At 72.8% G+C, this 25846-nt stretch carries 21 protein-coding genes and 3 pseudogenes; 10 read left to right on the top strand and 14 right to left on the bottom strand.

The window, feature by feature from the left end; all coding sequences use genetic code 11:
* The first annotated feature begins 35 nt into the window (after nt 1-35).
* The 3 genes from ACZ7P3_RS15635 (at nt 36) to qcrB (ending at nt 4327) form a co-directional block, all read left to right on the top strand.
* Nucleotides 36-2483 (top strand): SpoIIE family protein phosphatase, encoded by a 2448-nt coding sequence (locus tag ACZ7P3_RS15635; protein WP_472081757.1) that lies wholly within the window; start codon nt 36-38, stop codon nt 2481-2483.
* 81 nt (nt 2484-2564) lie between these two features.
* On the top strand, nt 2565-2837 hold the full coding sequence (locus ACZ7P3_RS15630) for a hypothetical protein (RefSeq protein WP_472081755.1): 273 nt from the start codon (nt 2565-2567) through the stop codon (nt 2835-2837).
* Nucleotides 2834-4327: a cytochrome bc1 complex cytochrome b subunit gene (qcrB, locus tag ACZ7P3_RS15625; RefSeq protein ID WP_472081753.1), complete on the top strand. Its 1494-nt coding sequence runs from the start codon at nt 2834-2836 to the stop codon at nt 4325-4327. Before ACZ7P3_RS15630 ends, qcrB begins: the two co-directional genes overlap by 4 nt.
* Here qcrB and ctaF read toward each other — a convergent pair.
* Together ctaF and ctaD are read right to left on the bottom strand one after the other, a co-directional pair.
* The gene (gene ctaF / locus ACZ7P3_RS15620) at nt 4263-4646 is read right to left on the bottom strand and encodes an aa3-type cytochrome oxidase subunit IV (protein ID WP_472081751.1); all 384 of its coding nucleotides are present in this window, start codon (nt 4644-4646) and stop codon (nt 4263-4265) included. The genes qcrB and ctaF overlap by 65 nt on opposite strands.
* Nucleotides 4643-6307 carry an aa3-type cytochrome oxidase subunit I gene (gene ctaD, locus ACZ7P3_RS15615; RefSeq protein WP_472081989.1) on the bottom strand — a complete coding sequence of 555 codons (1665 nt, stop codon included), beginning with the start codon at nt 6305-6307 and terminating at the stop codon, nt 4643-4645. Before ctaD ends, ctaF begins: the two co-directional genes overlap by 4 nt.
* A gap of 211 nt (nt 6308-6518) precedes the next feature.
* Here ctaD and ACZ7P3_RS15610 point away from each other — a divergent pair.
* Nucleotides 6519-6988, top strand: a pseudogene (locus ACZ7P3_RS15610) (glucose-1-phosphate thymidylyltransferase); the annotation flags it as partial.
* Here the strand turns inward: ACZ7P3_RS15610 and ACZ7P3_RS15605 are convergent.
* From ACZ7P3_RS15605 to ACZ7P3_RS15595, 3 genes and pseudogenes are all read right to left on the bottom strand, one after another.
* Nucleotides 6987-7319, bottom strand: a pseudogene (locus ACZ7P3_RS15605) (glycosyltransferase family 2 protein); the annotation flags it as partial. The pseudogenes ACZ7P3_RS15610 and ACZ7P3_RS15605 sit on opposite strands and share 2 nt — an antisense overlap.
* Before the next feature lie 176 nt (nt 7320-7495).
* Nucleotides 7496-8080, bottom strand: coding sequence for a hydrolase (locus ACZ7P3_RS15600; RefSeq protein WP_472081749.1), 585 nt, complete (start codon nt 8078-8080; stop codon nt 7496-7498).
* Between the two features lie 159 nt (nt 8081-8239).
* Nucleotides 8240-8677, bottom strand: coding sequence for a MarR family winged helix-turn-helix transcriptional regulator (locus tag ACZ7P3_RS15595; protein ID WP_472081747.1), 438 nt, complete (start codon nt 8675-8677; stop codon nt 8240-8242).
* A 110-nt stretch (nt 8678-8787) separates the two neighbouring features.
* On the opposite strand from ACZ7P3_RS15595, the gene ACZ7P3_RS15590 reads away from it, so the two are divergent.
* Nucleotides 8788-9315, top strand: a complete 528-nt coding sequence (locus tag ACZ7P3_RS15590) for a metallophosphoesterase family protein (RefSeq protein WP_472081745.1) — start codon at nt 8788-8790, stop codon at nt 9313-9315.
* A complete protein-coding gene (locus tag ACZ7P3_RS15585; protein WP_472081743.1) occupies nt 9312-9899 on the top strand; it encodes a GNAT family N-acetyltransferase in 588 nt (195 codons plus the stop codon). The genes ACZ7P3_RS15590 and ACZ7P3_RS15585 overlap by 4 nt, the downstream gene beginning before the upstream one ends.
* 183 nt (nt 9900-10082) lie before the next feature.
* Here the strand turns inward: ACZ7P3_RS15585 and ACZ7P3_RS15580 are convergent, their stop codons facing one another.
* The 7 genes from ACZ7P3_RS15580 to ACZ7P3_RS15550 form a co-directional block, all read right to left on the bottom strand.
* Nucleotides 10083-10730: an SRPBCC family protein gene (locus tag ACZ7P3_RS15580; protein WP_472081741.1), complete on the bottom strand. Its 648-nt coding sequence runs from the start codon at nt 10728-10730 to the stop codon at nt 10083-10085.
* 16 nt (nt 10731-10746) lie between these two features.
* Nucleotides 10747-11853, bottom strand: coding sequence for an XdhC family protein (locus ACZ7P3_RS15575; protein WP_472081739.1), 1107 nt, complete (start codon nt 11851-11853; stop codon nt 10747-10749).
* Nucleotides 11846-13159 (bottom strand): vWA domain-containing protein, encoded by a 1314-nt coding sequence (locus ACZ7P3_RS15570; RefSeq protein WP_472081737.1) that lies wholly within the window; start codon nt 13157-13159, stop codon nt 11846-11848. Before ACZ7P3_RS15570 ends, ACZ7P3_RS15575 begins: the two co-directional genes overlap by 8 nt.
* A gap of 185 nt (nt 13160-13344) precedes the next feature.
* Nucleotides 13345-14220 (bottom strand): AAA family ATPase, encoded by an 876-nt coding sequence (locus ACZ7P3_RS15565; protein WP_472081735.1) that lies wholly within the window; start codon nt 14218-14220, stop codon nt 13345-13347.
* A 15-nt stretch (nt 14221-14235) separates the two neighbouring features.
* The gene (locus ACZ7P3_RS15560) at nt 14236-15090 is read right to left on the bottom strand and encodes an FAD binding domain-containing protein (protein ID WP_472081733.1); all 855 of its coding nucleotides are present in this window, start codon (nt 15088-15090) and stop codon (nt 14236-14238) included.
* Nucleotides 15087-17582: a xanthine dehydrogenase family protein molybdopterin-binding subunit gene (locus ACZ7P3_RS15555; protein WP_472081731.1), complete on the bottom strand. Its 2496-nt coding sequence runs from the start codon at nt 17580-17582 to the stop codon at nt 15087-15089. Before ACZ7P3_RS15555 ends, ACZ7P3_RS15560 begins: the two co-directional genes overlap by 4 nt.
* Complete coding sequence (locus tag ACZ7P3_RS15550) at nt 17579-18061, bottom strand: (2Fe-2S)-binding protein (RefSeq protein ID WP_472081729.1); 483 nt, start codon at nt 18059-18061, stop codon at nt 17579-17581. The genes ACZ7P3_RS15555 and ACZ7P3_RS15550 overlap by 4 nt, the downstream gene beginning before the upstream one ends.
* Nucleotides 18062-18424: 363 nt before the next feature.
* Here ACZ7P3_RS15550 and ACZ7P3_RS15545 point away from each other — a divergent pair, with 363 nt between their 5' ends.
* Both ACZ7P3_RS15545 and ACZ7P3_RS15540 read left to right on the top strand, forming a co-directional pair.
* Entirely contained in the window at nt 18425-20458 is a 2034-nt protein-coding gene (locus ACZ7P3_RS15545; RefSeq protein WP_472081727.1) for a GTP-binding protein, read from the top strand.
* 101 nt (nt 20459-20559) lie between these two features.
* A complete protein-coding gene (locus tag ACZ7P3_RS15540; protein WP_472081725.1) occupies nt 20560-22422 on the top strand; it encodes a cellulase family glycosylhydrolase in 1863 nt (620 codons plus the stop codon).
* 133 nt (nt 22423-22555) lie between these two features.
* Here the strand turns inward: ACZ7P3_RS15540 and ACZ7P3_RS15535 are convergent.
* Nucleotides 22556-23032, bottom strand: a pseudogene (locus ACZ7P3_RS15535) (YncE family protein); the annotation flags it as partial.
* 132 nt (nt 23033-23164) lie between these two features.
* Between ACZ7P3_RS15535 and ACZ7P3_RS15530 the strand changes: the two are divergent.
* Both ACZ7P3_RS15530 and ACZ7P3_RS15525 read left to right on the top strand, forming a co-directional pair.
* Nucleotides 23165-23827, top strand: coding sequence for a TetR/AcrR family transcriptional regulator (locus ACZ7P3_RS15530; RefSeq protein ID WP_472081723.1), 663 nt, complete (start codon nt 23165-23167; stop codon nt 23825-23827).
* 236 nt (nt 23828-24063) lie between these two features.
* Nucleotides 24064-25089 (top strand): alcohol dehydrogenase, encoded by a 1026-nt coding sequence (locus tag ACZ7P3_RS15525; protein ID WP_472081721.1) that lies wholly within the window; start codon nt 24064-24066, stop codon nt 25087-25089.
* Between the two features lie 130 nt (nt 25090-25219).
* Here ACZ7P3_RS15525 and ACZ7P3_RS15520 read toward each other — a convergent pair whose 3' ends face one another.
* Complete coding sequence (locus ACZ7P3_RS15520) at nt 25220-25777, bottom strand: DoxX family protein (protein WP_472081719.1); 558 nt, start codon at nt 25775-25777, stop codon at nt 25220-25222.
* Nucleotides 25778-25846 lie beyond the last annotated feature (69 nt).

Below are 25846 nucleotides of genomic sequence, written 5' to 3'. Positions count from 1 at the left end.
CTGCGCAGGCGGCTCATACGCGCTGTAATGGCGAAGTGGCCAGTGAGGGTGCTGCGGTGCGCAGAACGAGAGCCGAGCGTGCCGGACTCGCCCTTGAAACACTCACAGCCGTACCCGCCTCTCCCGACCGGCTGCGCCGGGTCCTCGAACAGGCACTCGTGCTCGCCGGGGCGGCGTTCGTGGGTGTCTACGTGCCCGGCGACGACCCCGCGACGCTGTGTCTGGCCGAGTCGGCGGGCCTGCCCCGCACGCTGTACGGCCTGCGGGACGGCTATCCGGCCGCGGGCGGCTCCCCGCTCGCCGAGACGCACCGCACCGGGCGGCCGGTGTGGCTAGGCCCGGACGCGCCGGCCGACTGGCCCGAGGCCCGCCGGACGCCGTCGGCGGACTTCACCGTGGCCGTCCTGCCGCTCGGCCCGGCCGGCAGCGGCGCTCTGGTCGCCGTCTGCGAGCACCCCGGCGGCTTCGACACCGACGACCGGGCCTGTCTGGAGCTGATCGCCCGGGCGGTCACCGCGCCCGCACCGGCCGGCACGGCCGCGGACGGCGGCGAGTTGGCCCCCGACGCCTTCAGCCTGGCCGTGGACACCGGCCGGGTCGAGGTCGGCGACGCGATCCTCCAACTCGTCGGGATACCCCGCGACGAGTTCGACGGCAGGGTGGAGACGCTGCTCGGCGTGACCGTGCCCGAGGACCTGCCCGCCCTGATGTCGGTGGTCGAGGCCGACCACATGTCGATCGGCGACCGCGAGCTGGAGTTCCGCATCCTGCAGCCCTCCGGCCCGCCCCGATGGCTCCGGCTGCGCGGACGGCTGCTGCCCGCCGACGGGGGACGCCCGGCCCGGCTCGTCGGCACCGTCGCGGACGCCGCCACTCTGCGCTCCGACGTCACCGACGTGGCCCGCGTCCAGCGCCTGGCCGCCGCCCTCGCCATGGCCGGCACGGTCAGGGACGTCGGGCAGGCCGTCGTCACCGCCCTGCGCAAACCCCTGCAGGCCGACCGCATCGCCCTGGCCGAACTGGAGAACGACCGGCTCGTCGTCACCGTCCTCGACCCGCCCGGACCCGAGGCCTGGCCCGAGGTGTGGCGCTCCGAGTGGCGCACCGAATGGCCCGACGCGCCGGTGCGCGCCATGCCGACCCTCGCCGCCGCCCTGCGCGAGGGCCGCGCCCACATCTGGCCCGCCGGCACCCCGCTGGAACCCGCCCTCGCGGACGTCGGCCCGGGCGGCCTGGCCGTGCTGCCGCTGCCCGCCGGCAGCCGCATGGCAGGCGCCTGCCTGATCGGCTGGGACCGGCCGCACGACTTCAGCCCCGACGAACGCGCCCTGCTCACCGCCTGCGCGGGCCTGGCCGGCCAGGCCCTGCTGCGCGCCCACGCCTTCGACGCCGAGCACGAACTCGTCGGCATGCTCCAGCGCACCCTGCTGCCACGCCGTCTGCCCCGGCTGCCCGGTGCGGTCGCCGTCGCACGCTATCTGCCCGCCACCGCAGGACTCGAGGTCGGCGGCGACTGGTACGACGTGATCCCGCTGGCCGACAACCACGTGGCCTTCGTCATCGGCGACGTCCAGGGACACAACGCGGGCGCCGCGACCCTGATGGGCCAGATGCGTACCGCCCTGCGCGCCTACGCGACCGAGGGGCACGCGCCGGACGTGGTCGTCGCGCTCGCCAACCGGCTGCTGCTGGAGATGGAGACCGACCTCTTCGCCACCTGCTGCTACGTCGACGCCGACATGGAGCAGGGCACCGCCTGGTGCGTCCGCGCCGGCCATCTGCCGCCCGTGCTGCGCCACCCCGACGGCTCCACCGAGATCGTGACGGCCGAGGGCGGCCCGCCGCTCGGGGTGCTCACCCGGGCCGAGTTCCCGATCACCCCGGTCGGGCTCAGGCCCGGTACGGTCCTCGCGCTGACCACCGACGGGCTGGTGGAGTCCGCCGACTCGCCCATGGACGTGGGACTGGCCCGGCTCACCCGCGGGCTTGCCGCCGCCGACCCCGGCCATCTGGGCCTGGTCGCCGACGCCCTGCTCACCGACGCCCACCGCGGTGACGACGTCGCCCTGCTGCTGGTGCGCTACGACGGCCTGGCCGTCCGCCCGCTGCGCGAGACCTGGACCGTGTGGCGGGTCCCCGAGGCCGCCCGGCACGCCCGCCGCTTCACCCGGCGCACCCTGCGCGCCTGGGGTGTGTCGCCCGCCACCATGGACACGGCCCTGCTGATCGTCTCCGAGCTGGTCACCAACGCCCTCGTGCACACCGGGGGCCAGGTCCGCCTGGACCTCAGCCTGATCAACCACCGGCTGCGCCTCGCCGTCGCCGACTCCTCCCCGCGCAGTCCCGTCAAGCCCACCAACATCGGCTGGGAGGCCACCGGCGGCCGCGGCATCCTGCTGGTGGAGGCGGTGTCCCAGGCCTGGGGAACCGTGCCGGTCAGCGGCGGAAAGCAGGTGTGGGCGGACATCGTCCCCGAGCGCTGACCCGCCACTCGGGTACCCGTCGGCGGCGCTCCCGGCAGGTCGGAGGGGCCGACGCGCCCCCCGTGCCTAGGGTCGGTTGCCGTGGCACACACCTTCGAAGAACTCGTGGAGAAGCAGCGCGCGGCGGACGCGGCGCAGCGCATGGTCGACGAACTGCGCGGCACCTACGGGCCGCCCGCCGAGCGGGGGATGACGGGCGCCCAGTCGGGCACCTACGAGACGGCCGTGCGTGCCTGGCGGGACCTCGCACGCGATGTGCAGACCGCGGTGAACGACTACGCGCGGGACACGGGACGGCCGCGCGCGGAGGTGGAGGCCGAGGTGGAGCGGGCGGCGGCCACGGAGGACACATGAGCCGAGCCGGCCGCCGCGCCGAGCGGCTCGTGGACGCGGCGGACGCCCGGCTGCCCGTCCTGGAGGGCGGGGCGCTGCTGCGCAAGGCCTTCCCCGAGCACTGGTCCTTCCTGCTCGGCGAACTCGCGCTCTACAGCCTTCTGGTGCTGATGCTGACCGGGGTGTGGCTGACGTTCTTCTTCCAGCCCGAGATGCGCGAGGTCGTCTACTCCGGCCCCTACGTCCCGCTGCGCGGCGTGCTCATGTCGGCGGCCTTCGACTCCACCCTGCACATCAGCTTCGACGTGCGCGGCGGCCTGCTGATCCGGCAGGCCCACCACTGGGCCGCGCTCGTGTTCGTCGCCGCGATCGGCCTGCACATGCTGCGGATCTTCTTCACCGGAGCCTTCCGCCGCCCGCGCGAGCTGAACTGGTCGATCGGGCTGACCCTGTTCGTCCTCGCGCTGGCCGAGGGCTTCGCGGGCTACTCGCTCCCCGACGACCTGCTCTCCGGCACCGGGCTGCGCATCGCGCAGGGCATCATGCTGTCCCTGCCGGTGGTGGGGACGTACGTGGCCTTCTTCGTCTTCGGCGGCCAGTACCCGGGCCACGACATCATCACCCGGCTCTACCCCGTGCACATCCTGCTGCTGCCCGGAGCCCTCATCGCCCTGGTGACGGTGCATCTGATCCTGGTCTTCCACCTCAAGCACACCCAGTGGCGCGGTCCCGGCCACACCCCGGGCAACGTCCTGGGCAAACCTCTCTTCCCGCACTTCACCGCCCTGTCCGCGGGCCTGTCGCTGACCGTCTCCGGCGTGCTCGTACTGCTGTCGGGACTCGCCCAGATCAACCCGGTCTGGAACTACGGCCCCTACCGCCCCGACGTGGACTCCACCGGCTCCCAGCCCGACTGGTACGTCGGCTTCCTGGAGGGCGCCCTGCGGCTGGTACCGCCCTGGGAGACGAACCTCGCCGGACACACCCTCATGTGGAACGTACTGCTCCCGGCCGTCGTCCTGCCCGGCCTGCTGTTCACCGTGCTCTACGCCTATCCGTTCGTGGAGCAGCGCCTGACGGGGGAGTGGCAGCACGAGCAGCACCTGTGCGACCGGCCCCGCGAACGCCCCGTCCGTACCGGCCTCGGGGTGGCCGGCACCGTCTTCTACGCCGTGCTGCTGCTGGCCGGCGGCAACGACATCATCGCCCAGACCTTCCGCATCTCCGTCAACGCCCTGACCTGGATGCTGCGGGTCGCCCTCGTCGTGGCCCCCGTCCTCGCCTTCCTGCTGACCCGCTGGCTGTGCCGGGCGCTGACCGCGGCCGAGTGCGAGCGCCTCGCCGAGGGCGTTCCGACCGGCGAGATCCACCAGAGCGTGACCGGCGGCTACGGCAGCGCCCACGAGCCCGTCGGGCGGTTCCGGCCCGGCGCGCCACGCAGACCGCTCACCGGTGCGCGTACTGGAACACCATCCCGAAGACACCGCGGGCCAGAACACCCAGACCGATGAGGAACAGCCACAGTCCGTAGACCACGCCGGTCGCCGTCACCGCGAACCCGAGCGCGGTGACGAGCGGCCACGCGCTCTCGTCCGGGAAGAACGCCACCGGCCCGGCCCCGTCCGCCACCTGAGCGTCCGTGCGGTCCTGGGCCCGCGGACCCCTGCGCCGGTACTGGACCAGGCAGAAGAAGGAGACCAGCGCCGCCATCGCGAACGCGACGACCAGCGCGGTCGTGCCCGTCTCGTCCCGCGACCACACCCCGTACAGGGCCGCGGCCCCGCCGAAGAACACCGCCACCCCGCCGAACAGCATCGCCTCCGCCTTCACCGCAGCCCCTCCCGCTCGGCGATCCGCACGACCTCCGGATGATGCAGGTCGAAGGCGGGCGACTCCGACCGCACCCGGGGCAGCGCCAGGAAGTTGTGGCGCGGCGGCGGGCAGGACGTCGCCCATTCCAGGCTCCGCCCCCACCCCCACGGGTCGTCCTCGGCCACCTTCCGGCCCCGGGTCGAGGTGCGCCAGACGTTGTAGAGGAACGGCAGCGTCGAGACGCCCAGCAGGAACGCCCCCGTCGACGACAGGGTGTTGAGCAGCGTGAAGCCGTCCGACGGCAGATAGTCCGCATACCGGCGGGGCATCCCTGCCTCGCCCAGCCAGTGCTGCACCAGGAAGGTCAGCTGGAACGCCGGGAACAGGAGCCAGAAATGCACCTTTCCGAGCCGCTCGTCCAGCATCTTCCCGGTGAGCTTCGGCCACCAGAAGTAGAACCCGGCGAACATCGCGAACACCACCGTGCCGAACAGCACGTAGTGCAGATGCGCCACGATGAAGTACGAGTCCGTCAGGTGGAAGTCCAGCGGCGGTGAAGCGATCAGCACCCCGCTCAGCCCGCCCAGCAAGAAGGACACCAGGAACCCCAGCGACCACAGCATCGGCGTCTCGAACGAGACGGACCCGTGGACCATCGTCCCGATCCACGCGAAGAACTTGATGCCCGTCGGCACCGCGATCAGGAACGACATCACCGAGAAGAACGGCAGCAGCACCGCGCCCGTCGCGAACATGTGGTGCGCCCACACCACCGCGGACAGCATGGTGATCGCGATCGTCGCCCCGATCATCGGCAGATAGCCGAACAGCGGCTTGCGGGAGAACACCGGCAGGATCTCCGAGATGATCCCGAAGAACGGCAGCGCCACGATGTACACCTCGGGGTGCCCGAAGAACCAGAACAGGTGCTGCCACAGCAGCGCGCCCCCGTTCGCCGCGTCGAAGACGTGCGCCCCGAACTTCCGGTCCGCCTCCAGCGCCAGCAGCGCGGCCGTCAGCACCGGGAACGCGGGCAGCACCAGGACCGAGGTGAACAGCACGTTCCAGGTGAAGATCGGCATCCGGAACATCGTCATGCCCGGCGCGCGCAGGCACATGATCGTCGCGATGAAGTTGACCGCGCCGAGCGTCGTCGACACGCCGGCCACCACCAGGCCCATCACCCACAGGTCACCGCCCGCGCCGGGGGAGAAGTAGGCGCTGTTCAGCGGCGCGTACGCGAACCAGCCGAAGGCGGCCGCACCGCCCGGCACCACGAACCCGGACACCACCATCAGCCCGCCGAACAGATACATCCAGTACGAGAGCGCGTTCAGCCGGGGGAAGGCCACGTCCGGCGCGCCGATCTGCAGCGGCATCACGGCGTTCGTGAAACCGGCGAACATCGGCGTCGCGAACAGCAGCATCATGATCGTGCCGTGGATGGTGAAGAACTCGTCGTAGCCCTGCTCGCTCAGGAACTGCAGCCCCGGCCGGGCCAGTTCGGCGCGCATCGCGAGGGCCAGCAGCCCGGCCAGCAGGAAGAAGCAGAACGCCGTGACCATGTAGAGCCGGCCGATCACCTTGTGATCGGTCGTGGAGACCCAGCGCAGCAGGGCCCGGCCGGGCCGCGGGGCGGGGGCCGTGTACCGCGCGACGATCTCAGTGGTGTCCGGCATACCGGATGGTTCGGTCATCGCCGGTGACGCTACTCCCCGTGACCGGAGCCCCGTCCGCGCCACGCCTGCGCACACCCCGCGCAAACCGCTCACGGCTCCGGAGCGACATTTCCGTGACGAGCAGGAGGACGGACGATGGTCCGATCCGGACGATCGCCGTTGGGGCGTGGCCGATGAAGGCTCTGGTGCTCTCCGGCGGAGCCGGAACCCGCGCGCCGCCAAGCCGTCCTGGCGGGGCGAGCTGGAGATCACCCACGCCCTCCAGTACCTCATCGACATGCGGGCGGAGGTGCGGTCCACGGTCGTCGAGGGCTACTGCAAGGACATCGGCGACGTCGGCGACATGCTGGAGGTCGACCGGACCGTCCTCGAAGCCGTGGCACGACGCACCGCCGGCACGGTGGACGAGCCGGCACGGTGGACGAGGCGTCCGAGGCCGTCGGCCGGATGGTGATCGAGGACGGCGCGCGGATCACCGACTCGCGGATCGTCGGCCCGGCCGTCATAGGAGCCGGAACCGTCGTCCGAGGCTCCTACGCCGGCCCCTTCACCTCCATCGCGGAGAACCGCCGGATCACCGACGGCGAACCGGAGTTCTCCATCGTGCTGCGGGACTCCTCGATCGCCGGCGCCGGCCGCATCGAGTCCTCGCTGACCGGCCGGCAGGCATCCGCCTCTCCACCCCGTACGCGTACATCCGTTCCAGGGCCTCGTCGCCGAGGTGGTCGTCGTGGTCGACGAACATCACGAACTCGCCCTCGGAGGCCTCGATGCGGACGTTGCGCGGCTTGCCCGACCAGCCGGAGTTCTCCTGGTGGACGACCCCGATGTGCGGGTGCTCTGCGGCGAGTGCGTCCAGCCGTGCCGGGGTGGCGTCGGTGGAGCCGTCGTCGACGAAGATCACCTCGTAGGCGTCCGGAGGCAGCGACTGCCGCAGCAGCGGGGCGATGCAGTCCTCGATGTACGGGCCGGGGTTGTACACGGGGACGACGGCGCTGACTTTGACCGGCATCCGGCTTCCAAGCCCCCTTCACTCGCCACCCGTTGCCTAGGTGGCACGGCGCGCGTGTGGCCGAATGCCAACCCGGACCCTCGTGCGGGGGGGCGTCCGGGTGAACACCCGCCGTCGCCCGGGGGCGGGCCCTGCCGTCGGACTCCCGTATGCCCACGACGACAGGGCCCGGACGGTCAGGCGTGGGTCTTGGCCAGCAGCTCCAGGACGTCCGCCGTCGTTCCGCTCTCGCCGAGCCGCGGGAAGATCCGCTCGACGCTGTTGGCGTGCGCCTGCGGGTCGCTGTCGGTCATCGCGTCGGTGGCGAGGGTGACGTGGTAGCCGTGGGCGTAGGCGTCACGGGCGGTGGACTCGACGCCGATGCTGGTGGAGATGCCGGTGAGGACGATCTGGGTGATCCCGCGGCGGCGCAGCTGGACGTCCAGGTCGGTGCCGTGGAAGGCGCTCCAGTTGTGCTTGGTGACGCGGATGTCTCCCGGGTGGCCGGACAGCTCGTCGACGATGACGTCCCATCCCTCGGGGAAGGCCGGACCGCGGGCCTGGCCCTCGGTGCGGCCGGGGAGGGCGTCCGCCCAGTCCGGTGCGAAGGAGACCCGGACGAGGACCACGGGCAGGCCGCGGGAGCGGAACGCGTCGGCGAGTTCGGCCGTACGGGACACGACGTCCGCCGCGGGGTGCGGCTGGGTGGGCATGCCCGTGATGCCGCTCTGCAGATCGATCGCGACGAGGGCGGTACGGGGGTCGAGGGTGGTGAGCGCCATGGGCGGGTCAGGCCTTTCGGGGGTGAGCCGGCCGGGTGAACGGCCGGGGAGATCGCCGCCGGCGGCAGGGCCGGGCCGGCGGGCATGAACAGGGCCGGCTGGTGCGGCCCGGACGGGCGGGCGGGTCGTCCTGCCCGGTGCGGCCGGCGCGCTTGCCTGTCACGGCCGCGAGAGACGTTCCAGCAGCTCCAGCGCCGTCAGGACGATCTGCCGCTCCTCCTCCGTGTAGCGGTCCTGGAAGGCCCGGGCCAGCCACTCCTCGCGCAGCTGCTTGTTGCCCTCGACACGGGCCCGGCCGGCCTCGGTGAGGGTGACCAGCTGGCGGCGGCCGTCGTCGGGGTCGGGGGCCCGCCGGATCAGGTCGTGCTGCTCCAGGGCGCCCAGCGTGGTCGCCATCGACTGCGGACGCACCCCCTCGGCGGCGGCCAGGGCGCTGGCCGTGGCCGCGCCGTGCTTGCCGACCAGGGAGAGTGCCGACTCCTGGGACGGCGTGAGGTCGGCGTCCCGCGCGACCTCACGGATACGGCGTCGCAGCCGGCTGAAGACCACCCGCAGGTCGAGCGCCGCGCGAACGGCGGAGTCCGAGGTGTGCACCATGCCGCCAGCCTAGAACCGGCAGGTAAAGCTGTCCAGCTGGAACTGTTCAGCTGTACCTGAACAATATTCCGGGGGGCGCTGCGGCCCACCGGGTTCCCTAGGCTGGTGGCGTGCGTCTGCTCCTGATGTCCGACACCCACCTCCCACTGCGCGCCAAGCGGCTCCCCGACCAGCTGCTCGCCGAACTCCCGCACGTGGACGTCGTGTTCCACGCCGGCGACTGGGTCGATGCCGCCACCGTCGACCTGCTGGAGAGCCTGAGCCGCCGGCTGATCGGCGTGTACGGCAACAACGACGGCCCCGAACTGCGCGCCCGGCTCCCCGAGGTGGCGTACGCCGACCTCGGCGGCCTGCGCTTCGGCGTGGTCCACGAGACCGGCCCCGCAACCGGCCGCGAGGCCCGCTGCGCCGCCCGCTTCCCCAACCTGGACGTGCTGGTCTTCGGCCACAGCCACATCCCCTGGGACACCGTCGCCCCCGGCGGGCTGCGGCTGCTCAACCCCGGCTCCCCGACCGACCGCCGCCGCCAGCCCCACTGCACCTACCTCACGGCCACCCTCGCCGACGGCGCGCTCACCGACGTCACCCTGCGGCGCCTGCCCCCGCGACAGCCGGCCTGTGGCACGATGCGCCGATGATCTCCGACCACGCCATACCCCACGTCGTCCCCGCAGGCAGCATGGCCGGCGCCGGCCAGCCGGTCCTCGACCTGCCGGGCGGCCTGGAACTGCGGCCCTGGCGGACCGCCGACGCCGACGCGCTGCTCGCCGGCGGGCAGGACCCGGCGATCCGGCAGTGGAACCTGTTCTCCGTCGGCAGCCGTGACGAGGCCCGCGCCCGGATCGAGCGCATGCACGAGCGGTGGCACGCCGAGACCGGAGCCGTATGGGCGATCGCCCGGGCCGGCGGCCCACCGCTCGGACTCACCGGGCTCCACGCCGTCGACCTGGCCGGCGGCAGCGCCGGCATCATGTACTGGGTGCTGCCCGCCGCACGCGGCGGCGGCATCGTCGTCGAGGCGGCCCGGCGGCTCGGCCGGTGGGCCCTGGACGACCTGGGCCTGCACCGTCTGCGGCTGTGCCACGCGGTCGCCAACCAGGCGTCCTGCCGCGTCGCGGAGAAGGCCGGCTACGCCTTCGAGGGGACCATGCGCTCCTCCCTGCTGCACGCCGACGGCTGGCACGACGAGCACCTGCACGCCCTCGTGGCCGGGGCGGACTGAGCCGCAGCCCGGACATCCGCGCCCGGCGGGGATCGTCGGCGCCCCGAGGTACCCGTGGGACACGGCCGATGCGCGGGCCACCCTCCTGCGCCGCGCCCCCCCAGGTCCGCGCGGGGGCCCCCGCCCACGCACACCGCCGTCGTCGTCACGAGTGGCCTGCGGACCGGTGCGCCGGTGCGGCGGCTATCGGTGCCGGCCCGGGCGGCGGGACCGGGACCGCCTCCGGCGTCGTACACAGGTGGCCACCGCGGCCAGCACCGCGCCCGCAGCCACCACGGCGGCGGCCCGCTTCGCCACCGGCCCTCCGGCCGTGCGCAGCAGGTCGAGCGGCTCCGCCCGCGCACCCCGGGCGGGCGCTTCCGGCTGTTCCTCGGCGGTCCGCGGCGGTCGCTCGCCCAGCCGTTCGGCGAGGCACGCCGCGAACCGGCCCACCAGCCGGTCGCCCACCTCCGCCAGGACACCACGGCCGAACTGCGCCGGGCGCCCGGTCACCGTCAGATCGGTCCGCACCGACACCGCCGTCCCGCCGTTCCGCTCGGTCAGCGTGCCGGTGACCGTCGCCCTCGCCGTGCCCTGTCCGCGGGTCTCCCGGCCGCTCGCCACGAGCACCATCCGGTGCGCCGTCTCGTCCTGCTCCTCGAAGACCGCCGTGCCCCGGTAGGTCACGGTCACCGGCCCGACCTTGACCTTCACCGAGCCGGTCACGGTCGTGCCGTCGTACTCCTCCACCACCGCGCCCGGCAGACAGGGCGCGACGCGTTCGATGTCGAGCAGCGCCCGCCAGGCGTCACCGACCGGGACGGGGACCGTGAACTCGTGGTGCAGCTCCATGGGTTCCTCCTCGCACTCAGGGAGCGACGGGGTGGTGGATGGCCCCGGCGGTCGTGGTCAGCGGCGCGCCACTGCCGCCCCAGCGCAGCGCGACGATCTCGGCGGCGACGGACACCGCGACCTCCTCGGGCGTACGGGCCCCGAGGTCCAGCCCGAGCGGCGAGCGCAGCCGGGCCAGCTCGGCCTCGCCGAGCCCGGCCTCGGCCAGCCGCTCGCGCCGCTCGTCATGGGTACGGCGGCTGCCCATCGCCCCGATGTAGGCGGCCGGTCTGCGCAGCGCCTCCTCCAGCAGCGGCACATCGAACTTCGGGTCGTGGGTGAGGACACAGATCACCGTGCGCTCGTCGGTGTCGGTGCCCCCGAGATAGCGGTGCGGCCATTCGACGACGACCTCGACGCCCGCCGGGAAGCGCTTCGGCGTGGCGAAGACCGGACGGGCGTCGCACACGGTGACCCGGTAGCCGAGGAAGTCGCCGATCCTGGCCACCGCGGCCGCGTAGTCGATCGCGCCGAAGACCAGCATGCGCGGCGGGGGCGCGAACGACTGCAGGAACACCGTGACGGCGTCCTCGCGGCGCTCCCCGTGCGCCCCGTAGTGCCTGAGCACCGAGGCTCCGAGGGCGAGTTCGCCGCGCGCGTCGGCGGTGACCGCGACATCGAGGCCGGCCGCGCCGAGCGTGCCGGCCTCGGTGCCCTCCCAGACGGCCAGCGTGGCCCCGCGCGGAGCGGGTCCGTCGACCACCGTGGCCACGGTCACCGGCTCGCCCGCGGTGACGGACGCGGCGACCGTGCCGAAGCCAGGGTCCTCCTCGGGCGTCACGGGCCGCACCAGCACGGTGATCTCGCCACCGCAGGTGAGACCGACGGCGAACGCGTCCTCGTCGCTGTACCCGAACGTGGCGAGCCGCGCCTCGCCGCTCGCCACCACCTCCTGCGCCAGCTCGTACACCGCGCCTTCCACACAGCCCCCGGAGACGCTCCCCACGACCTCGCCGTCGGACCCCACCGCCATGGCGGCGCCGGGTCCGCGCGGGGCGCTGCGGCTGACCTGGACGACCGTGGCCAGACCGAACGGGACCCGGTCCGCGTACCAGCGCTCCAGCGCCGGCAGAATCTCACGCACGCTCCGCTCCTTTCCCGGGGACCACCGGGGCCTCCGGGGCCGTAGGGGCTACGGGGGCCACAGGGGTCACGGGCCCCGCAGGGATCACGGGGGCCACGGGTGTCTCATCGGTCTCGGCCCCCTGCACCACGGCCGCCAGCCGCTCCAGTGCCGCCAGGCTGTGCCCCTCGACGAAGACGTCCACGCTGGGCAGCGCCGCCGCCATCCCGGCGGCCAGCGGCGCATAACCGGGGCGGGCCTTGCGCGGGTTGGCCCAGATCACCTGGTGCGCCAGCCCGTGCAGACGGCGCATCTGCGCGCCGAGCAGCTCCGGATCGCCGCGCTCCCAGCCGTCCGAGAGCAGCACGACGACCGCGCCGCGCGCCATGCCGCGCTGTCCCCAGCGGTTCAGGAACTCACGCAGCAGCTCACCGAGCCGGGTGCCGCCGCGCCAGTCCGGCACGGCCGCCGCCAGGGCCGCCATCGCCAGGTCCGGGTCACGGTGGGAGAGCTCGCGGGTGGCCCGGGTCAGCCGGGTTCCGACGGTGAACACCTCGGTGCGCCCCGCACGTACCGCCGCGTGCGCGAACCGCAGCAGCGCGTCCGCGTACGGCGCCATCGAGCCGCTCACGTCGACGATCAGCACGACCCGGCGGCGCTGCCGCACGCGCGCGTGCCGCCGCAGCCGGGCCGGCTCACCGCCGCGCCGCAGCAGCTCCCGTACCGTGCGGCGCGGGTCGACGTCCCCGCGTCGCGCGGGCCGCCGCCGTGCCGAGCGCCGGGTCTGCCCGTGCAGGGCGAAGGCCGCGAGCAGCCGGTTGAGCTGGGCGCGTTCCGCGGCGTCCAGTTCGCCGACGTCACGGTGGCGCAGCACCTCCGTGGAACTGGCCAGGGCCGCGGTGGGCGGCCCCGGGGGCTCGCTCCCGCCGGGCGCACGCGTCCCGGCGGGTGCGCCCCGCACCGCCGGCCGCATCCGGGGCGGGGGAGCGGCCCGTACCCCTTGGCGGGCGGGCGCGCCGAGCGGCCCGAAGTACGCGGCGAACACCCGTTCGTACCGCTCCAGGTCGTCGTGCCCGCCGCACAGCGTCGCCCGCCCCGCCCAGTACACGTCCGCCCGCATCCCGGGCCGCAGCACGTCCACGGCACGCAGGAACGCGTGCAGCCGCTCGGTACTCGCGTCGGCCCCCGCCGCCCGCAGCGCACGCACGAAGCCGACCAGGACGGCATCCGCCGCCCCGTACCCGCCCGTCCCCTCGCCGCCGCCGGGTCCGCCCGCACCACGTGGACTGCGGCCTTCGTTCCCCGCGAGCCCGTCCGCACCGCGCATGCTTCGGCCTTCGTCCGCCGTGGGCCTGTCCGTACCGTGCATGCTTCGGCCTTCGTCCGCCGTGGGCCTGTCCGCACTGTGCATGCTTCGGCCTTCGTCCGCCGTGGGCCTGTCCGTACCGTGCATGCTTCGGCCTTCGTCCGCCGTGGGCCTGGCCGCACCGCGTCCCTGTCCGGTCATGGCCGTCACGTCCCCCGGGCCGACAGGACCGCCGTGAGGTCGAGTCCCCGTGCCCGGTCCGTGTCCTCCCGGTACTTCAGGACCGAACCCAGTGTCGCCACGGCCAGTTCCGCGTCCACCTCGTCCGCCCCCAGCGCGGCCAGGGCCTCGGCCCAGTCGATGGTCTCGGCCACACCGGGCGGTTTGAGCAGGTCGGTGCCCCGCAGCGCCTGCACCAGCGCGGTGACCTGCTCGGCCAGCCGTGCCGACACCTGCGGCAGACGGCGCCGCACGATGGCCAGTTCACGGGCGAAGGAGGGGTGGTCGAACCAGTGGTAGAGGCACCGGCGTTTCAGCGCGTCGTGCACCTCCCGGGTCCGGTTCGACGTCAGGACGACCACCGGCGGCCGCTCGGCCCGCAGGGTGCCGATCTCCGGGATCGTGACGGAGTACTCGGAGAGCAGCTCCAGCAGGAACGCCTCGAACTCGTCGTCGGCCCGGTCGATCTCGTCGACGAGGAGGACCGACGGCTGCGTCTGCAGGGCCTGGAGCAGCGGCCGGGCGACGAGGAAGCGCTGGTCGTACAGCTCGCTCTCCAGACGGTCCGCGTCCTGGACGCCGGCCGCCTCGGCGGCCCTCAGGTGCAGCAGCTGCCGCGGGAAGTCCCAGTCGTACAGGGCCTGGGAGGCGTCGATGCCCTCGTGGCACTGCAGCCGGATCAGCGGCGCGCCGAGCGCCTCGGCCAGCGCGGCCGCGAGCGCGGTCTTGCCCACGCCCGCGTCGCCCTCGCAGAACAACGGCCGGTGCAGCCTCAGGGCCAGGAAGCAGGTGACGGCCAGCCCTTCGTCGACGAGGTACCCCGTCTCCTCCAGGCGGGCCCGCACCCGCTCCGGGTCATCCATCCGGGTGATCGGCACTCACCCCATTCCGGTGGCGGTCAGCACCGCCCGCTTGGTCAGCACCCGTGCGAGGTGCTCCCGGTACTCGGGCGAGGCGGACAGGTCCTGCGCCGGGCGGGTGCCCTCGGCGGCCGCCTCGGCGGCCCGGGCCACGGCCCCGGGACCGTCGGCGCCGGACAGTGCCTCCTCGGCCGCGGCGGCCCGCAGCGGGGTCGAGCCCATGTTGGTCAGTCCGACGCGCGCCTCGGCGATGTGCCCGTCCCCGTGCCGCACCAGCGCTGCGACGCCGACGATGGCCCAGGACTGGGCGACCGGATGGAACTTCTCGTAGTGGAAGCTCCATCCGTCCGTCTTCGGGATCCGCACCTCGACCAGCAGTTCGTCGGGGGTCAGCGCCGACTGCAGGTAGTCGACGAAGAACTCCCGCGCCGGGACCGTGCGGCGCCCGCCCGGACCCGTCACGACCAGTTCGGCGTCGAGGGCCAGGGCCACGGCGGGCAGGTCACCGGCCGGGTCGGCGTGCGCGAGCGAGCCCCCGAGGGTGCCCCGGTGGCGTACGGCCGGATCGGCCACCGTGGCCGTCGCCTCCGCCAGCAGCCCGGCGTGCCGGCGCACCAGCGGGTCGTGCACCACCTCGTGGTGCGTGGTCATGGCCCCGATGACCAGGGTGTCGCCGTCGTCGCGGACCCCGCGCAGCTCGGGGATCCGCCCGATGTCCACGACCAGCTCCGGGAAGGCCAGCCGCAGCCGCAGCAGGGGCAGCAGACTCTGCCCGCCGGCCAGCACCTTGCCCTCCTCGCCGGCCTCCGCCAGCGCGCGCACCGCCTCGTCCACGCTGGTCGGACGCGTGTACTCGAACGCGGGAGGAATCATGCCGAACCCTCCGTCCCCGGCTGACCCGGCCGACCGGGCTCGCCGTACTGACCGATGTCGCCGGACCGAGCGGCCTGTGCCGACTGCCCGGACTGCGCCGGACCCGTTCCGCCGGCCTCCTCGGCCGTGCCCGCCCGGGCCGACCGGACGGCCTGCCACACCCGGTACGGCGAACAGGGCATCCGTACGTCCTGCACACCCAGCGGCCGCAGCGCGTCGACCACGGCGTTCACGACGGCCGGCGTCGAGGCGATCGTCCCGGCCTCCCCGACGCCCTTGACACCCATGGCGTTGGAGGACGCCGGTGTCTCCGTCCGGTCGGTCACGAAGTCCGGCAGGTCCGCGGCCGACGGCACGAGATAGTCGGCCATGGTGCCGGAGACGAGGTTGCCCTCGTCGTCGTACACGGCCTCCTCGTACAGCGCCTGCGCGATGCCCTGGGCAAGGCCGCCGTGCACCTGGCCCTCGACGATCATCGGGTTGACGACCCGGCCGACGTCGTCGACGCAGACGTACGACCTGATCCGGGTCTGTCCGGTCTCCGTGTCCACCTCGACCGCGCACAGGTGGGTGCCGTGCGGGTAGGAGAAGTTCTCCGGGTCGACCAGCGTCTCCGCGTTGATGGACGGTTCGACGCCGTCGGGCAGGTCGTGCGAGGTGAACGTCTCGAAGGCGACCTCCTGGATGGTCCTGCGCGCCTCCGGGGAGCCCTTCACGGAGAACACGCCGTTCGTGAACTCCAGGTCCTGCTCGCTCGCCTCCAGCAGGTGCGCGGCGACCTTCCGCGCCTTGTCGACCACCTTCGTCGCCGCCCGGTGCACGGCCTCGCCGCCGACGGCCAGCGACCGCGAGCCGTAGGTGTCCATGCCCTGCGGGGCCGCCTTGGTGTCGCCGTGGACGACTTCGACGTCCTCGAACGGCACACCGAGCACGTCGGCCGCGATCTGGCTCCAGCAGGTCTCGTGCCCCTGCCCGTGCGGGCTGGTGCCGGTGACCACCTCGACCTTGCCGGTGGGCAGCATGCGGATGCTCGCCGCCTCCCACCCGCCGGCCGCGTACCTCAGGTCGCGCAGCACCCGGCTCGGCGCGAGCCCGCACATCTCGGTGTACGTCGACACGCCGATGCCGAGGCGTACCGGATCGCCGCGCTCGGTGCGCTGCCGCTGCTCGGCGCGCAGGGCGTCGTACCCGAACAGGGCGAGCGCCTTCTCGGTCGCCGCCTCGTAGTTGCCGCTGTCGTAGGTCAGCCCGGCGATCGAGGTGTACGGGAACTCCTCGTGCCGGATCCAGTTGCGGCGCCGCACCTCCACCGGGTCCAGACCGAGTTCGGCCGCCAGTTCGTCCATGACCCGCTCGATGGCGAACGTCGCCTCCGGGCGTCCGGCGCCGCGATAGGCGTCGGTGGGCGTGCGGGTGGTGAAGACGCCGGTGCAGGTGAACTCGTAGGCGTCCATCTTGTAGATGGCCGGGTACATGAAGGCGCCGAGGATCGGGATGCCCGGGGTGACCAGCATCAGATACGCGCCCATGTCGGCGAGCAGGTCGACCTTCAGTCCGAGCAGCCTGCCCTCGCGGGTGGCGGCGACCTCGATGTCCTGGATCATGCCGCGGCCGTGGTGTGTCGCCAGGTAGCCCTCGGAGCGGGACTCGGTCCATTTCACCGGGCGGCCGAGCCTGCGTGCGACCGCCAGCGCGAGGGCCTCCTCGCCGTACACCTGGAGCTTGGAGCCGAAGCCGCCGCCCACGTCCGGGGCGATCACCCGCAGCTTGTGCTCGGGGATCCCGGTGACCACCGCGAGCATGATCCGCAGGATGTGCGGGATCTGGGTCGCCGAGTAGAGCGTGTACTCGCCGGAGGCGGCGAGCGGGGTGACGACCACCGCGCGCGGCTCCATGGCGTTCGGGATCAGCCGCTGCTGGTGGTAGCGGCGCTTGAGCGTCACCTCGGCGCGCCGGCGTACGGACTCGAAGCTCTCGCCGGTGGCGAGCGGCCAGGTGTAGCAGCGGTTGGTGCCCTTGTCGGCGTGGACCAGCGGGGCGCCCTCGGCCAGCGCGGCCTCCAGGTCGAGTACCGGCGGCAGCGGCTCGTAGTCGGCCTCGATCGCCTCCAGCGCGTCGGCCGCCGCGTAGCGGTCGCGGGCCACGACGACGGCCACCGGGTCACCGGCGTAGCGGACCTCGTCCACGGCGATCGGCGGGTGGTCGGGCAGCACGATGTCCTCGGTCACCGGCCAGGCACAGGGCAGCGAGCCCAGCCCCTCGGCGAGGTCGGCGCCGCTGAACGCGGCGACGACGCCGGGGCGTTCGAGCGCGGGGGAGACGTCGATGCGGGTGATGCGGGCGTGGGCCATCGGGCTGCGCAGAATGGCCAGGTGCAGCAGCCCGGCGACCTGGATGTTGTCGGTCCAGGTGGTCTGGCCGGTGATCAGCCGGGCGTCCTCCTTGCGCAGGCGGGCGCGGCCGACCTCGTGTTCGACGGCCTGATCGGTCATGCCGTGACCTCCTCGCCGGCCTGCTGCCCGGAGGCGGCGAGCACCGCGCGGACGATGTTCTGGTAGCCGGTGCACCGGCAGAGGTTGCCCTCCAGGGCCTCGCGGACCTCGTCGGAGGTGGGGTGCGGGTTCTCGCGCAGCAGATCCCGCGCGGCCATGATCATCCCCGGGGTGCAGTAGCCGCACTGCAGGCCGTGCCGCTCGTGGAAGGCGTGCTGCAGCGGCGTCCACTCGCCGTTCTCGGCCAGCCCCTGGACGGTCGTCACCTCGCCTCCGTCCGCCTGTACCGCCAGCACCGAGCAGCTCTTGACGGTCGCCCCGTCCAGGTCGACCGTGCACGCCCCGCAGTTCGAGGTGTCGCAGCCGATCGGGGTGCCGGTCAGACCGAGGCGGTCGCGCAGGTAGTGGGCCAGGAGCAGACGGGGTTCCACGTCGTCCTCGTAGGCCGTGCCGTCCACGTTCACCTTGATGTGGGTCATGTGCCCTCCAGACCGTGCGGACAGGAGCGGGGAGAACGGAGAAAGGTGAGAAGAGGGGAGAGAGGGGAGAGAGGGGAGAGGAGAGAGGTAGCGGGATGAAAGGTGCGAATGGATTGGTGTAAATCGTGAGGAATGGTAGGGAAGACAGTCAGATAGGCATGATGTAGGTCACTCTATGACCACGTCCTGAAGACGGCGAGTGCTGCCACGGGTTTTGTTGAGCGTTAATCCATTGCCGTGGCGGGGCGGCCCTGCTGCACTGCCTGAGACCCGGCATCACACGGAGGAGAGGACCAGAGATGCGCGCTGCGTGCATGTCCACCCAGGAAGGAATCCATCCCATGCCGAAGGACATCACGCTCAGTGCATCTGCTCAATCTTGGAATTCTCGCGCACGTAGACGCCGGTAAGACCAGCCTGACCGAACGGCTCCTGCACACGGCAGGGGTGACCGACGAGATCGGCAGCGTCGACGAGGGCAGCACCCGGACGGACACCCTGGCGCTGGAGCGCCGGCGCGGCATCACCATCAAGTCGGCGGTCGTGTCCTTCCCGCTCCGCGGGGTGACCGTCAACCTGATCGACACCCCCGGCCACCCGGACTTCATCGCCGAGGTGGAGCGGGTGCTCGGCGTGCTCGACGGCGCCGTCCTGGTCGTCTCGGCCGTCGAAGGCGTCCAGGCGCAGACCAGGGTCCTCATGCGCACCCTGCGGCGCCTGCGCATCCCCACGCTGGTCTTCGTCAACAAGATCGACCGGCGCGGCGCCCGGGGTGAGGCCGTGCTGCACGAGATGGCACGCAGGCTGGCCGTACCGCTCGTTCCCGTGGGGGCGGCAACCGGGCTCGGCACCCACGCCGCACGCTTCGTCCCCGGCCTCGGCCCGTCCGCCCTGGACGTGCTCGCCGATCACGACGACGACCTGCTCAGGGCCTACGTGGGCGGCGGCGTCCCCGACGAGTGCCTGCGCACCGCCCTCGCCGCCCAGACCCGGCAGGCCCTGGTGCACCCGGTCGCCTTCGGTTCCGCCATCACCGGCGCCGGTGTGGACGAGCTGATCACCGGGATCGAGCGGCTGCTGCCCCGCGCCGACGGCGACCCCGGGGAACCGCTCTCCGGCACGGTGTTCAAGGTCGAGCGGGGCCCGGCCGGGGAGAAGATCGCCTACGCGCGCATCTTCTCCGGCACCCTGCGGGTACGCGACCGCATCCCCTTCGGCGGCGGCCGTGAGGAGGACGGGGCCGGCCATGACGGAGGCGGGGCCGTCCGCGGCGAGGGCAAGGGCCGCCGTGAGGAGGGCCGGGTCACCGCGCTCACCGTCTTCGACGCGGGTACCGATGTCCGGCAGGACAGCGTGGGGGCGGGCCGGATCGCCAAGGTGTGGGGTCTCGGCGGCATCCGGATCGGTGACGCGCTCGGCGCGCCCGGCAGGGCGTACGGGCGCCACTTCGCGCCGCCGACCCTGGAGACCGTCGTGGTCCCGGGACCCGCGACGGACCGGCGGTCCCTGCACCTCGCCCTCACCCAGCTCGCCGAACAGGATCCGCTCATCGGCGTCCGCCACGACGAACTGCGGGCGGAGACCTCCGTCTCCCTCTACGGCGAGGTGCAGAAGGAGGTCGTCCAGGCCACCCTCGCCGAGGAGTACGGCCTGGACGTGGGCTTCCGGGAGACCACCACCCTGTGCATCGAACGGCCGGTCGGCACGGGAGCTGCCGTGGAGTTCAACAAGAAGGACCCCAACCCCTTCCTGGCCACCGTCGGTCTGCGCGTCGATCCGGCGCCGCCCGGATCGGGTGTGCGCTTCGGCCTGGAGGTCGAGCTGGGCTCCATGCCGTACGCCTTCTTCAAGGCCGTCGAGGACACCGTCCGCGAGAGCCTCGGGCAGGGTCTGCACGGCTGGCAGGTCACCGACTGCACCGTCACCATGACCCACTCCGGCTACTCGCCCCGGCAGAGCCACGCCCACCAGGGCTTCGACAAGAGCATGTCGAGCACCGGCTACGACTTCCGGGGCGTGACCCCGCTCGTCCTGATCGAGGCACTGCGCCGGGCCGGGACCCTGGTGCACGAGCCGATGCACCGTTTCCGCATCGAGGCCCCGGCGGACACGCTGGGCGCCCTGCTGCCCGTGCTCGCCCGGCTGGGGGCGGTGCCGGGGAGCGCCGGGGTGCAGGGCTCGGCCGGTGTCCTGGAGGGTGCCGTACCCGCCGCCCGGGTCCATGAACTGGAGCGGCGACTGCCCGGGCTCACCCGGGGCGAGGGTGAGCTGGAGAGCGCCTTCGACCGCTACGCGCCGGTCACCCGCGGCCCGGCCCCCGAGCGGCCGCGCACCGACCACAACCCGCTCAACCGGAAGGAGTACCTGCTGAACGTGACGCGCAGGGCGTCCGACTGAGACGGGCGGCGGTTCCGGCAAACCGGCTGCTGACTGATAGTCAACTTACTTGTGAGTCAGCAGTATTGACGCTGCCGGGACCGCGTCGGACCGTGGTGTGCATGTCAAGCATCAGGGCGCGTCTGCTGGCCGTGCTGGTCGTCCTCTGCGGATTCCTGACGGTGGAGGGTGTCCCGCCCGCCGCCGCCACCCCCGCCGTCCCCTCCGGCTCCCTCTGGTTCGACGGCACCCCGCTCACCGTCCACGACGGCCGCTTCACCGACGGCCAGGGCCGCGAGGTCGTCCTGCGCGGCTACAACGTCTCCGGCGAGACCAAGCTGGAGGAGAACGGCGGCCTGCCCTTCGCCTCGGTCGCCGACGCCCGGACCTCGGCGACCGCGCTGCGCGTTCTCGGCGGCGGCAACGCGGTCCGCTTCCTGCTCTCCTGGGCGCACGCGGAACCCGTGCGCGGCCAGGTGGACACCGCCTACCTGGCCGCCGTCACCGAGCAGATGCGCGCCTTCCTCGACGCGGGCATCCGGGTCTATCCCGACTTCCACCAGGACCTCTACTCCCGGCACCTGTTCAACACCGGAAGCTGGTACACGGGCGACGGCGCCCCCAAGTGGGCGGTGGACGCCGGAAGTTATCCCAAGGAGTTCTGCGGCATCTGCCTCTTCTGGGGCCAGAACATCACTCAGAACGCGGCCGTGCAGCAGGGCCAGTACGACTTCTGGCACAACGCCCACGGACTGCAGGACGCCTTCCTCGCGACGGCGCAGGGGACCATGAGCTACCTCCGGGAGCACCTGAGCGACGGCGAGTTCGCGGGCGTCGTCGGCTTCGACCCGTACAACGAGCCCTACGCGGGCCGCTACGACTCCGGGCAGACCTCCCGCACCTGGGAACGCGACCTGCTCTGGCCGTTCTACGTGAAATTCCGGGCCCGCATGGACGCCGCGGGCTGGCAGGACAGGCCCGCCTTCGTCGAGCCGAACCTCTTCTGGAACGCCAACATCTCCGCCCAGAAGCAGGAGGGCGGACTGCTGGACGCGGGCACGCTCGGCTCCCGCTACGTCTTCAACACCCACTTCTACGACCAGAAGGCCATCTCCGGCGTCCTGATGTGGGGCAAGGCGGCCGACGGACAGTACGCCTCCGACTTCGCCGCCGTCCGCGACCGCGCCTCGGCGGCCGGCACCGCCGCCTTGGTCAGCGAGTTCGGCCATCCGCTGTCCGGCACGGCGTCGGACAAGGCGCCGACCGTCCTCAAGGCGATGTACCAGGCGCTCGACTCCCGTGTCCCCGGGGCGGACTGGTGGACGGACCCGGCCGCCTCCGGCCCGGTGCTGTCCGGCACGCAGTGGCAGTGGGACCTCTACAGCGGCCGCCACCACGAGCCCATGAACGGCAACCCGGACAAGGTCGTCACCTCCGGCGACGGCTGGAACGGCGAGGACCTCTCCGCCGTGCGGCTCGACGACAGCGGGAACGCGGCCCTGCGCCAGGATGCCCGGCTCCTCGACCGGATCTACCCGAGCGCCACCGCCGGTACGGCCCTCGCCTTCACCTACGAGGACCGCTCCCGGGACGGCTCGGCCACCCTGACCTGGAACCCGGTGCCCGGCACGCTGCCCGACGTGGCACGCCTGGTGGGCCCTGGCCGCTACGGGCTGCTGGTGTGGCGCTCCGGCAGCGGCACCGCACCCACCGAGCTGCACCTGCCGGCCACCTTCCCCGCCTCGGCGACCACCGTCGTCTCCGACCTGGGCACGCTCTGCGCACCGCCCGCCTGCACCGCCTCCACCGCGGTCGGCGTGGTCCCGGAGCCGGGCGGCACCGGCAGCCGCCGGGTCCTCCTCACCGACACGGACTCCGGGGTCCTGCACTACGCCCTGGTGACCGACGGGGCCGCGGCGCCCTCGGCGGACCTGGTGGCCGCGGCCCGCTCCGAGCTGGCCGCGTGGGCGGCGGCACACTTCTGAGAGCCGCACGGCATCCGGGGTGAGTGGGGGCATCCCGGATGCCGTGGGCCGCGTGGGCCGCGTGGGCCGCGTGGCCGCATGGGCCGCACGGACGGCGTCGGCGGCATGGGCGGCGCGGGGCCGCGGGGGTCGCTCAGCTGCCGGCGGGGCCGGTCCCGCCGGCCCGGACATGTCCCGGCCGGACGCGCTGCGGATGGTCGCCGACCGGGACCGAGGCCACCCTCTTCCCGGTGGCGAAGTCGATCGCCGTGACCTGGGCGGCGCCGCTCTCGGAGACGACGCGGTCCTTGCCGTCGCCGCTGACCGTGGCCCGGTGCGGCTTGGACGCGGTCACCAGCGGGCCCTCCTGGAGGGTGGCGTGGGCGACCGCCGTGGCGTAGTCGTCCATGGTGCCCGCGACGCACAGCTCGGTGCCGTCGGGGTTCATCGAAAGGCCGTGGTGGCGCGAGCCGTTGACCCAGGTGGTGCGGTCCTCGCTGGTCGCCGGGTTCTTCGGCAGCGTCTTCACCCGGGTGATCTTGTCAGTGGCGACGTCGTACTCCAGGAAGCCGTTGAAGAACGACACCTGGAGGTACAGCTTCGACTCGTCGGGGGAGGCAGGCATGACTGCTCTCTCTTCTCGAGGAATCTGAACACGACTGGATTCACAGTGGACTTACTGAAAAGTAAGGAGGGGCCACCCTTCTCGACAAGATGTGTGCACGACAAGATTGGGTCACCGGTGGGTGACGGAGGGGGAAGCGTGACGGGACGGCTCAGGGCGCCGAGGGGCCGCTACGGCGGCCGGTCCGCCGAGGAACGGCAGGCCGAGCGGCGGCGCCGTTTCCTGGACGCGGCGCTGCAGGTGTTCGGGGACAGCCCGGGTTTCCGCACGGCGACGGTCGCCGCGCTGAGCCAGGCGGCGGGCCTGTCCACCCGCCAGTTCTACGAGGAGTTCCGCACCCTGGAGGATGTGCTCGCCGCGCTCCACCTGGAGGTCAACGGCTGGGCGGAGCAGGCGGTGCTGGACGCGCTCACGGCGGCGCAGGGGCTGCCGCTGGCCGAGCGGGTCGCCGTGCTGTTCCACGCCTACGCCCGGGACGTCACCTCCGACCCGCGCCGTATCCGCATCGCGTTCGTGGAGGTCATCGGCGTCAGCCCGCGCCTGGAGGAGCAGCGGCTGGCCCGGCGGGCCCGGTGGGTCGAGCTGATCCGTGCCGAGGCCGACGCGGCGGTGGCCCGCGGGGAGGCGGCACCGCGCGACTACCACCTCGCGGCCACGGCATTCATCGGCAGCGTCAACGGTCTGTTGCACGACTGGAGCGCCGGCTGGGTGGAGGCGAGCCTGGACGAGGTCGTCGACGAGCTGGTCCGCCACCTGCTCGGCATCCTGCGGCCGGAGGGCTGGCGCCCGCGGCCCGCGTGAACCGTCGGCCTGTGTGAACTGCCGGCCTGCGTGACCTTTCCGGCCCGTCTGGTCCGTCCGGTTCGTCTGACCTGTCGGCCCCGTCCTGTGCGTGGGGGCCGTCGGGCCGGCCGGACGGAGCGGACCGAGCCGGCGGTTGCGTGGCCCTCGGATGCCTGCCGTTCGGCGCGCGCGATCCGTCCGGAGCTGGTGTGCTGGATCGAGGGGGCCGCCGTACCCGTTCTCCGGAGTAACGCATGAGTACGTATCGAGTCGCGCAGGTGACCGCCCCGAACGGCACGTTCGAGCTGGTCGAGCGAGAGGTGCCGCAGCCCGGGCCCGGCCGGGTGAGGATCGCCGTGGAGGCGTGCGGGGTCTGCCACAGTGACGCCCTCTTCGTGAGCGGCGGACTACCCGGCGTGTCGTTCCCGGAGGTGCCCGGGCACGAGATCGCCGGCAAGGTCGAGGAGCTGGGCCAGGGAGTGCTGGAACGGGGCTGGAAGGTCGGCGACCGCGTGGCGGTCGGCTGGTTCGGCGGCAGCTGCGGGCACTGCAAGCCCTGCAGGGAGGGCGACTTCATCGTGTGCCCGAACCTGACGGTCCCGGGATGGGCGTACGACGGAGGCTTCGGCGCGAAGGTGATCGCGCCCGCCGACGCCCTGGCCCGGATCCCCGACGGCCTGGCGGCGGCCGATGCGGGACCCATGGCCTGCGCGGGCGTGACCACGTACAACGGGCTGCGGCGCAGCTCGGCCCGGCCGGGGGATCTGGTCGCCGTGCTCGGACTCGGCGGCCTCGGGCACCTCGCGGTGCAGTACGCGGTCGCCATGGGCCATGAGACCGTCGCGATCGCCCGCGGCCCCGAGAAGGCCGACTTCGCCAAGCAGCTGGGCGCCCATCACTACGTCGACAGCACCTCCGGCACCCCGGTCGCCGAGGCCCTGCAGTCCCTCGGCGGCGCCAAGGCCGTCCTGGCCACCGCCGGGAACTCGCAGGCCATCACGGACACCGTGGACGGCCTGGCGCCCCGCGGCGAGCTGGTGGTCATCGGAGCGGACAACGAGCCCATGGGCATCAACCCGGCCCAGCTGATCATGACCGCCCGCGTCGTACGCGGCCACCCGTCCGGCACCGCCCAGGACGTGGAGGACACCATGGCGTTCAGCGTTCTGCACAACATCCGCCCGATGACCGAGCAGGTGCCCCAGGAGCGCGCGGGCGAGGCCTACGAGAAGATGGTCGCCGGCAAGGCGCGCTTCCGGATGGTGCTCACCTACGGCTGAGCGTCGGCCACCCGGCCCGTTCACCGCGTCCGGCAGCGGGCGCAACCCGCACGGCGGCCGGCGTGCCGGGATCGCGGTCAGCTCAGGTCCGACGGCCCGCACGGCGCCTTCGCTGCCCGGCCGTCGCGTGTCACAGGCTCAGCGTGATCGCGGCGGCCGCACCTCCCAGGCCGAGGGCGAAGGCGGCCTCGCCCCACCCGCCGGCGCCCCAGCGGAAGAACCGGTCCAGGGCCAGCCTGCCCGGTCCGATGGCCGCGAGGGCCAGGGCGACCACGGTGATGCAGACGCTGTATTCGACCCCGCCGTTCATCTCCCACAGACCGTGGGCGCCGCTCACGGTCGCCATCGCATTGATCATCACTCCGATCACAGCGGCAGCCGCGAGCGGAGTGAGCAGCCCGAAAGCCAGGCCCAGCCCACCGAGGGATTCGGAGAGGCCGCAGATCACGGCGAAGAGGTTCCCCGGGCGGTATCCGAGAGCCGCGAACCCCTTGCCGGTCGCGGCCAGACCCTTGCCACCGAAAATTCCGAACAATTTCTGAGCGCCGTGCGCGGCCATCAGCAGACCGAAGGTGAGCCTGATCAGCAAGAGACCCCAGTCCGCCGCGGACGATGCCGACACGGCGGCCCGAGGCACCGGCGAGTCCTCCGGATTCGCCGGACGGTACAAAATATGCTCGGCAAGCATGCTGCTGCTCCCCTGAAGAACGCCGGAACAGGCGTGCGGTGAATGGTGATTACCCCACGCGGGCAGAGG

It is taken from the genome of Streptomyces sp. NPDC107581, assembly GCF_055657175.1.
The sequence above is the reverse complement of the archived record's forward strand: the minus strand, read 5'-3'. Positions and strand labels throughout refer to the sequence as shown.

Coding starts and splice junctions, on each gene's coding strand:
- qcrB (WP_472081753.1), top strand. CDS start 2,834: ATGAGCCGAGCCGGCCGCCGCGCCGAGCGGCTCGTGGACGCGGCGGAC.
- ctaD (WP_472081989.1), bottom strand. CDS start 6,307: ATGCCGGACACCACTGAGATCGTCGCGCGGTACACGGCCCCCGCCCCG.
- ACZ7P3_RS15600 (WP_472081749.1), bottom strand. CDS start 8,080: ATGGCGCTCACCACCCTCGACCCCCGTACCGCCCTCGTCGCGATCGAT.
- ACZ7P3_RS15595 (WP_472081747.1), bottom strand. CDS start 8,677: ATGGTGCACACCTCGGACTCCGCCGTTCGCGCGGCGCTCGACCTGCGG.
- ACZ7P3_RS15585 (WP_472081743.1), top strand. CDS start 9,312: ATGATCTCCGACCACGCCATACCCCACGTCGTCCCCGCAGGCAGCATG.
- ACZ7P3_RS15580 (WP_472081741.1), bottom strand. CDS start 10,730: ATGGAGCTGCACCACGAGTTCACGGTCCCCGTCCCGGTCGGTGACGCC.
- ACZ7P3_RS15570 (WP_472081737.1), bottom strand. CDS start 13,159: ATGCGCGGTGCGGACGGGCTCGCGGGGAACGAAGGCCGCAGTCCACGT.
- ACZ7P3_RS15565 (WP_472081735.1), bottom strand. CDS start 14,220: ATGGATGACCCGGAGCGGGTGCGGGCCCGCCTGGAGGAGACGGGGTAC.
- ACZ7P3_RS15560 (WP_472081733.1), bottom strand. CDS start 15,090: ATGATTCCTCCCGCGTTCGAGTACACGCGTCCGACCAGCGTGGACGAG.
- ACZ7P3_RS15555 (WP_472081731.1), bottom strand. CDS start 17,582: ATGACCGATCAGGCCGTCGAACACGAGGTCGGCCGCGCCCGCCTGCGC.
- ACZ7P3_RS15550 (WP_472081729.1), bottom strand. CDS start 18,061: ATGACCCACATCAAGGTGAACGTGGACGGCACGGCCTACGAGGACGAC.
- ACZ7P3_RS15540 (WP_472081725.1), top strand. CDS start 20,560: ATGTCAAGCATCAGGGCGCGTCTGCTGGCCGTGCTGGTCGTCCTCTGC.
- ACZ7P3_RS15525 (WP_472081721.1), top strand. CDS start 24,064: ATGAGTACGTATCGAGTCGCGCAGGTGACCGCCCCGAACGGCACGTTC.
- ACZ7P3_RS15520 (WP_472081719.1), bottom strand. CDS start 25,777: ATGCTTGCCGAGCATATTTTGTACCGTCCGGCGAATCCGGAGGACTCG.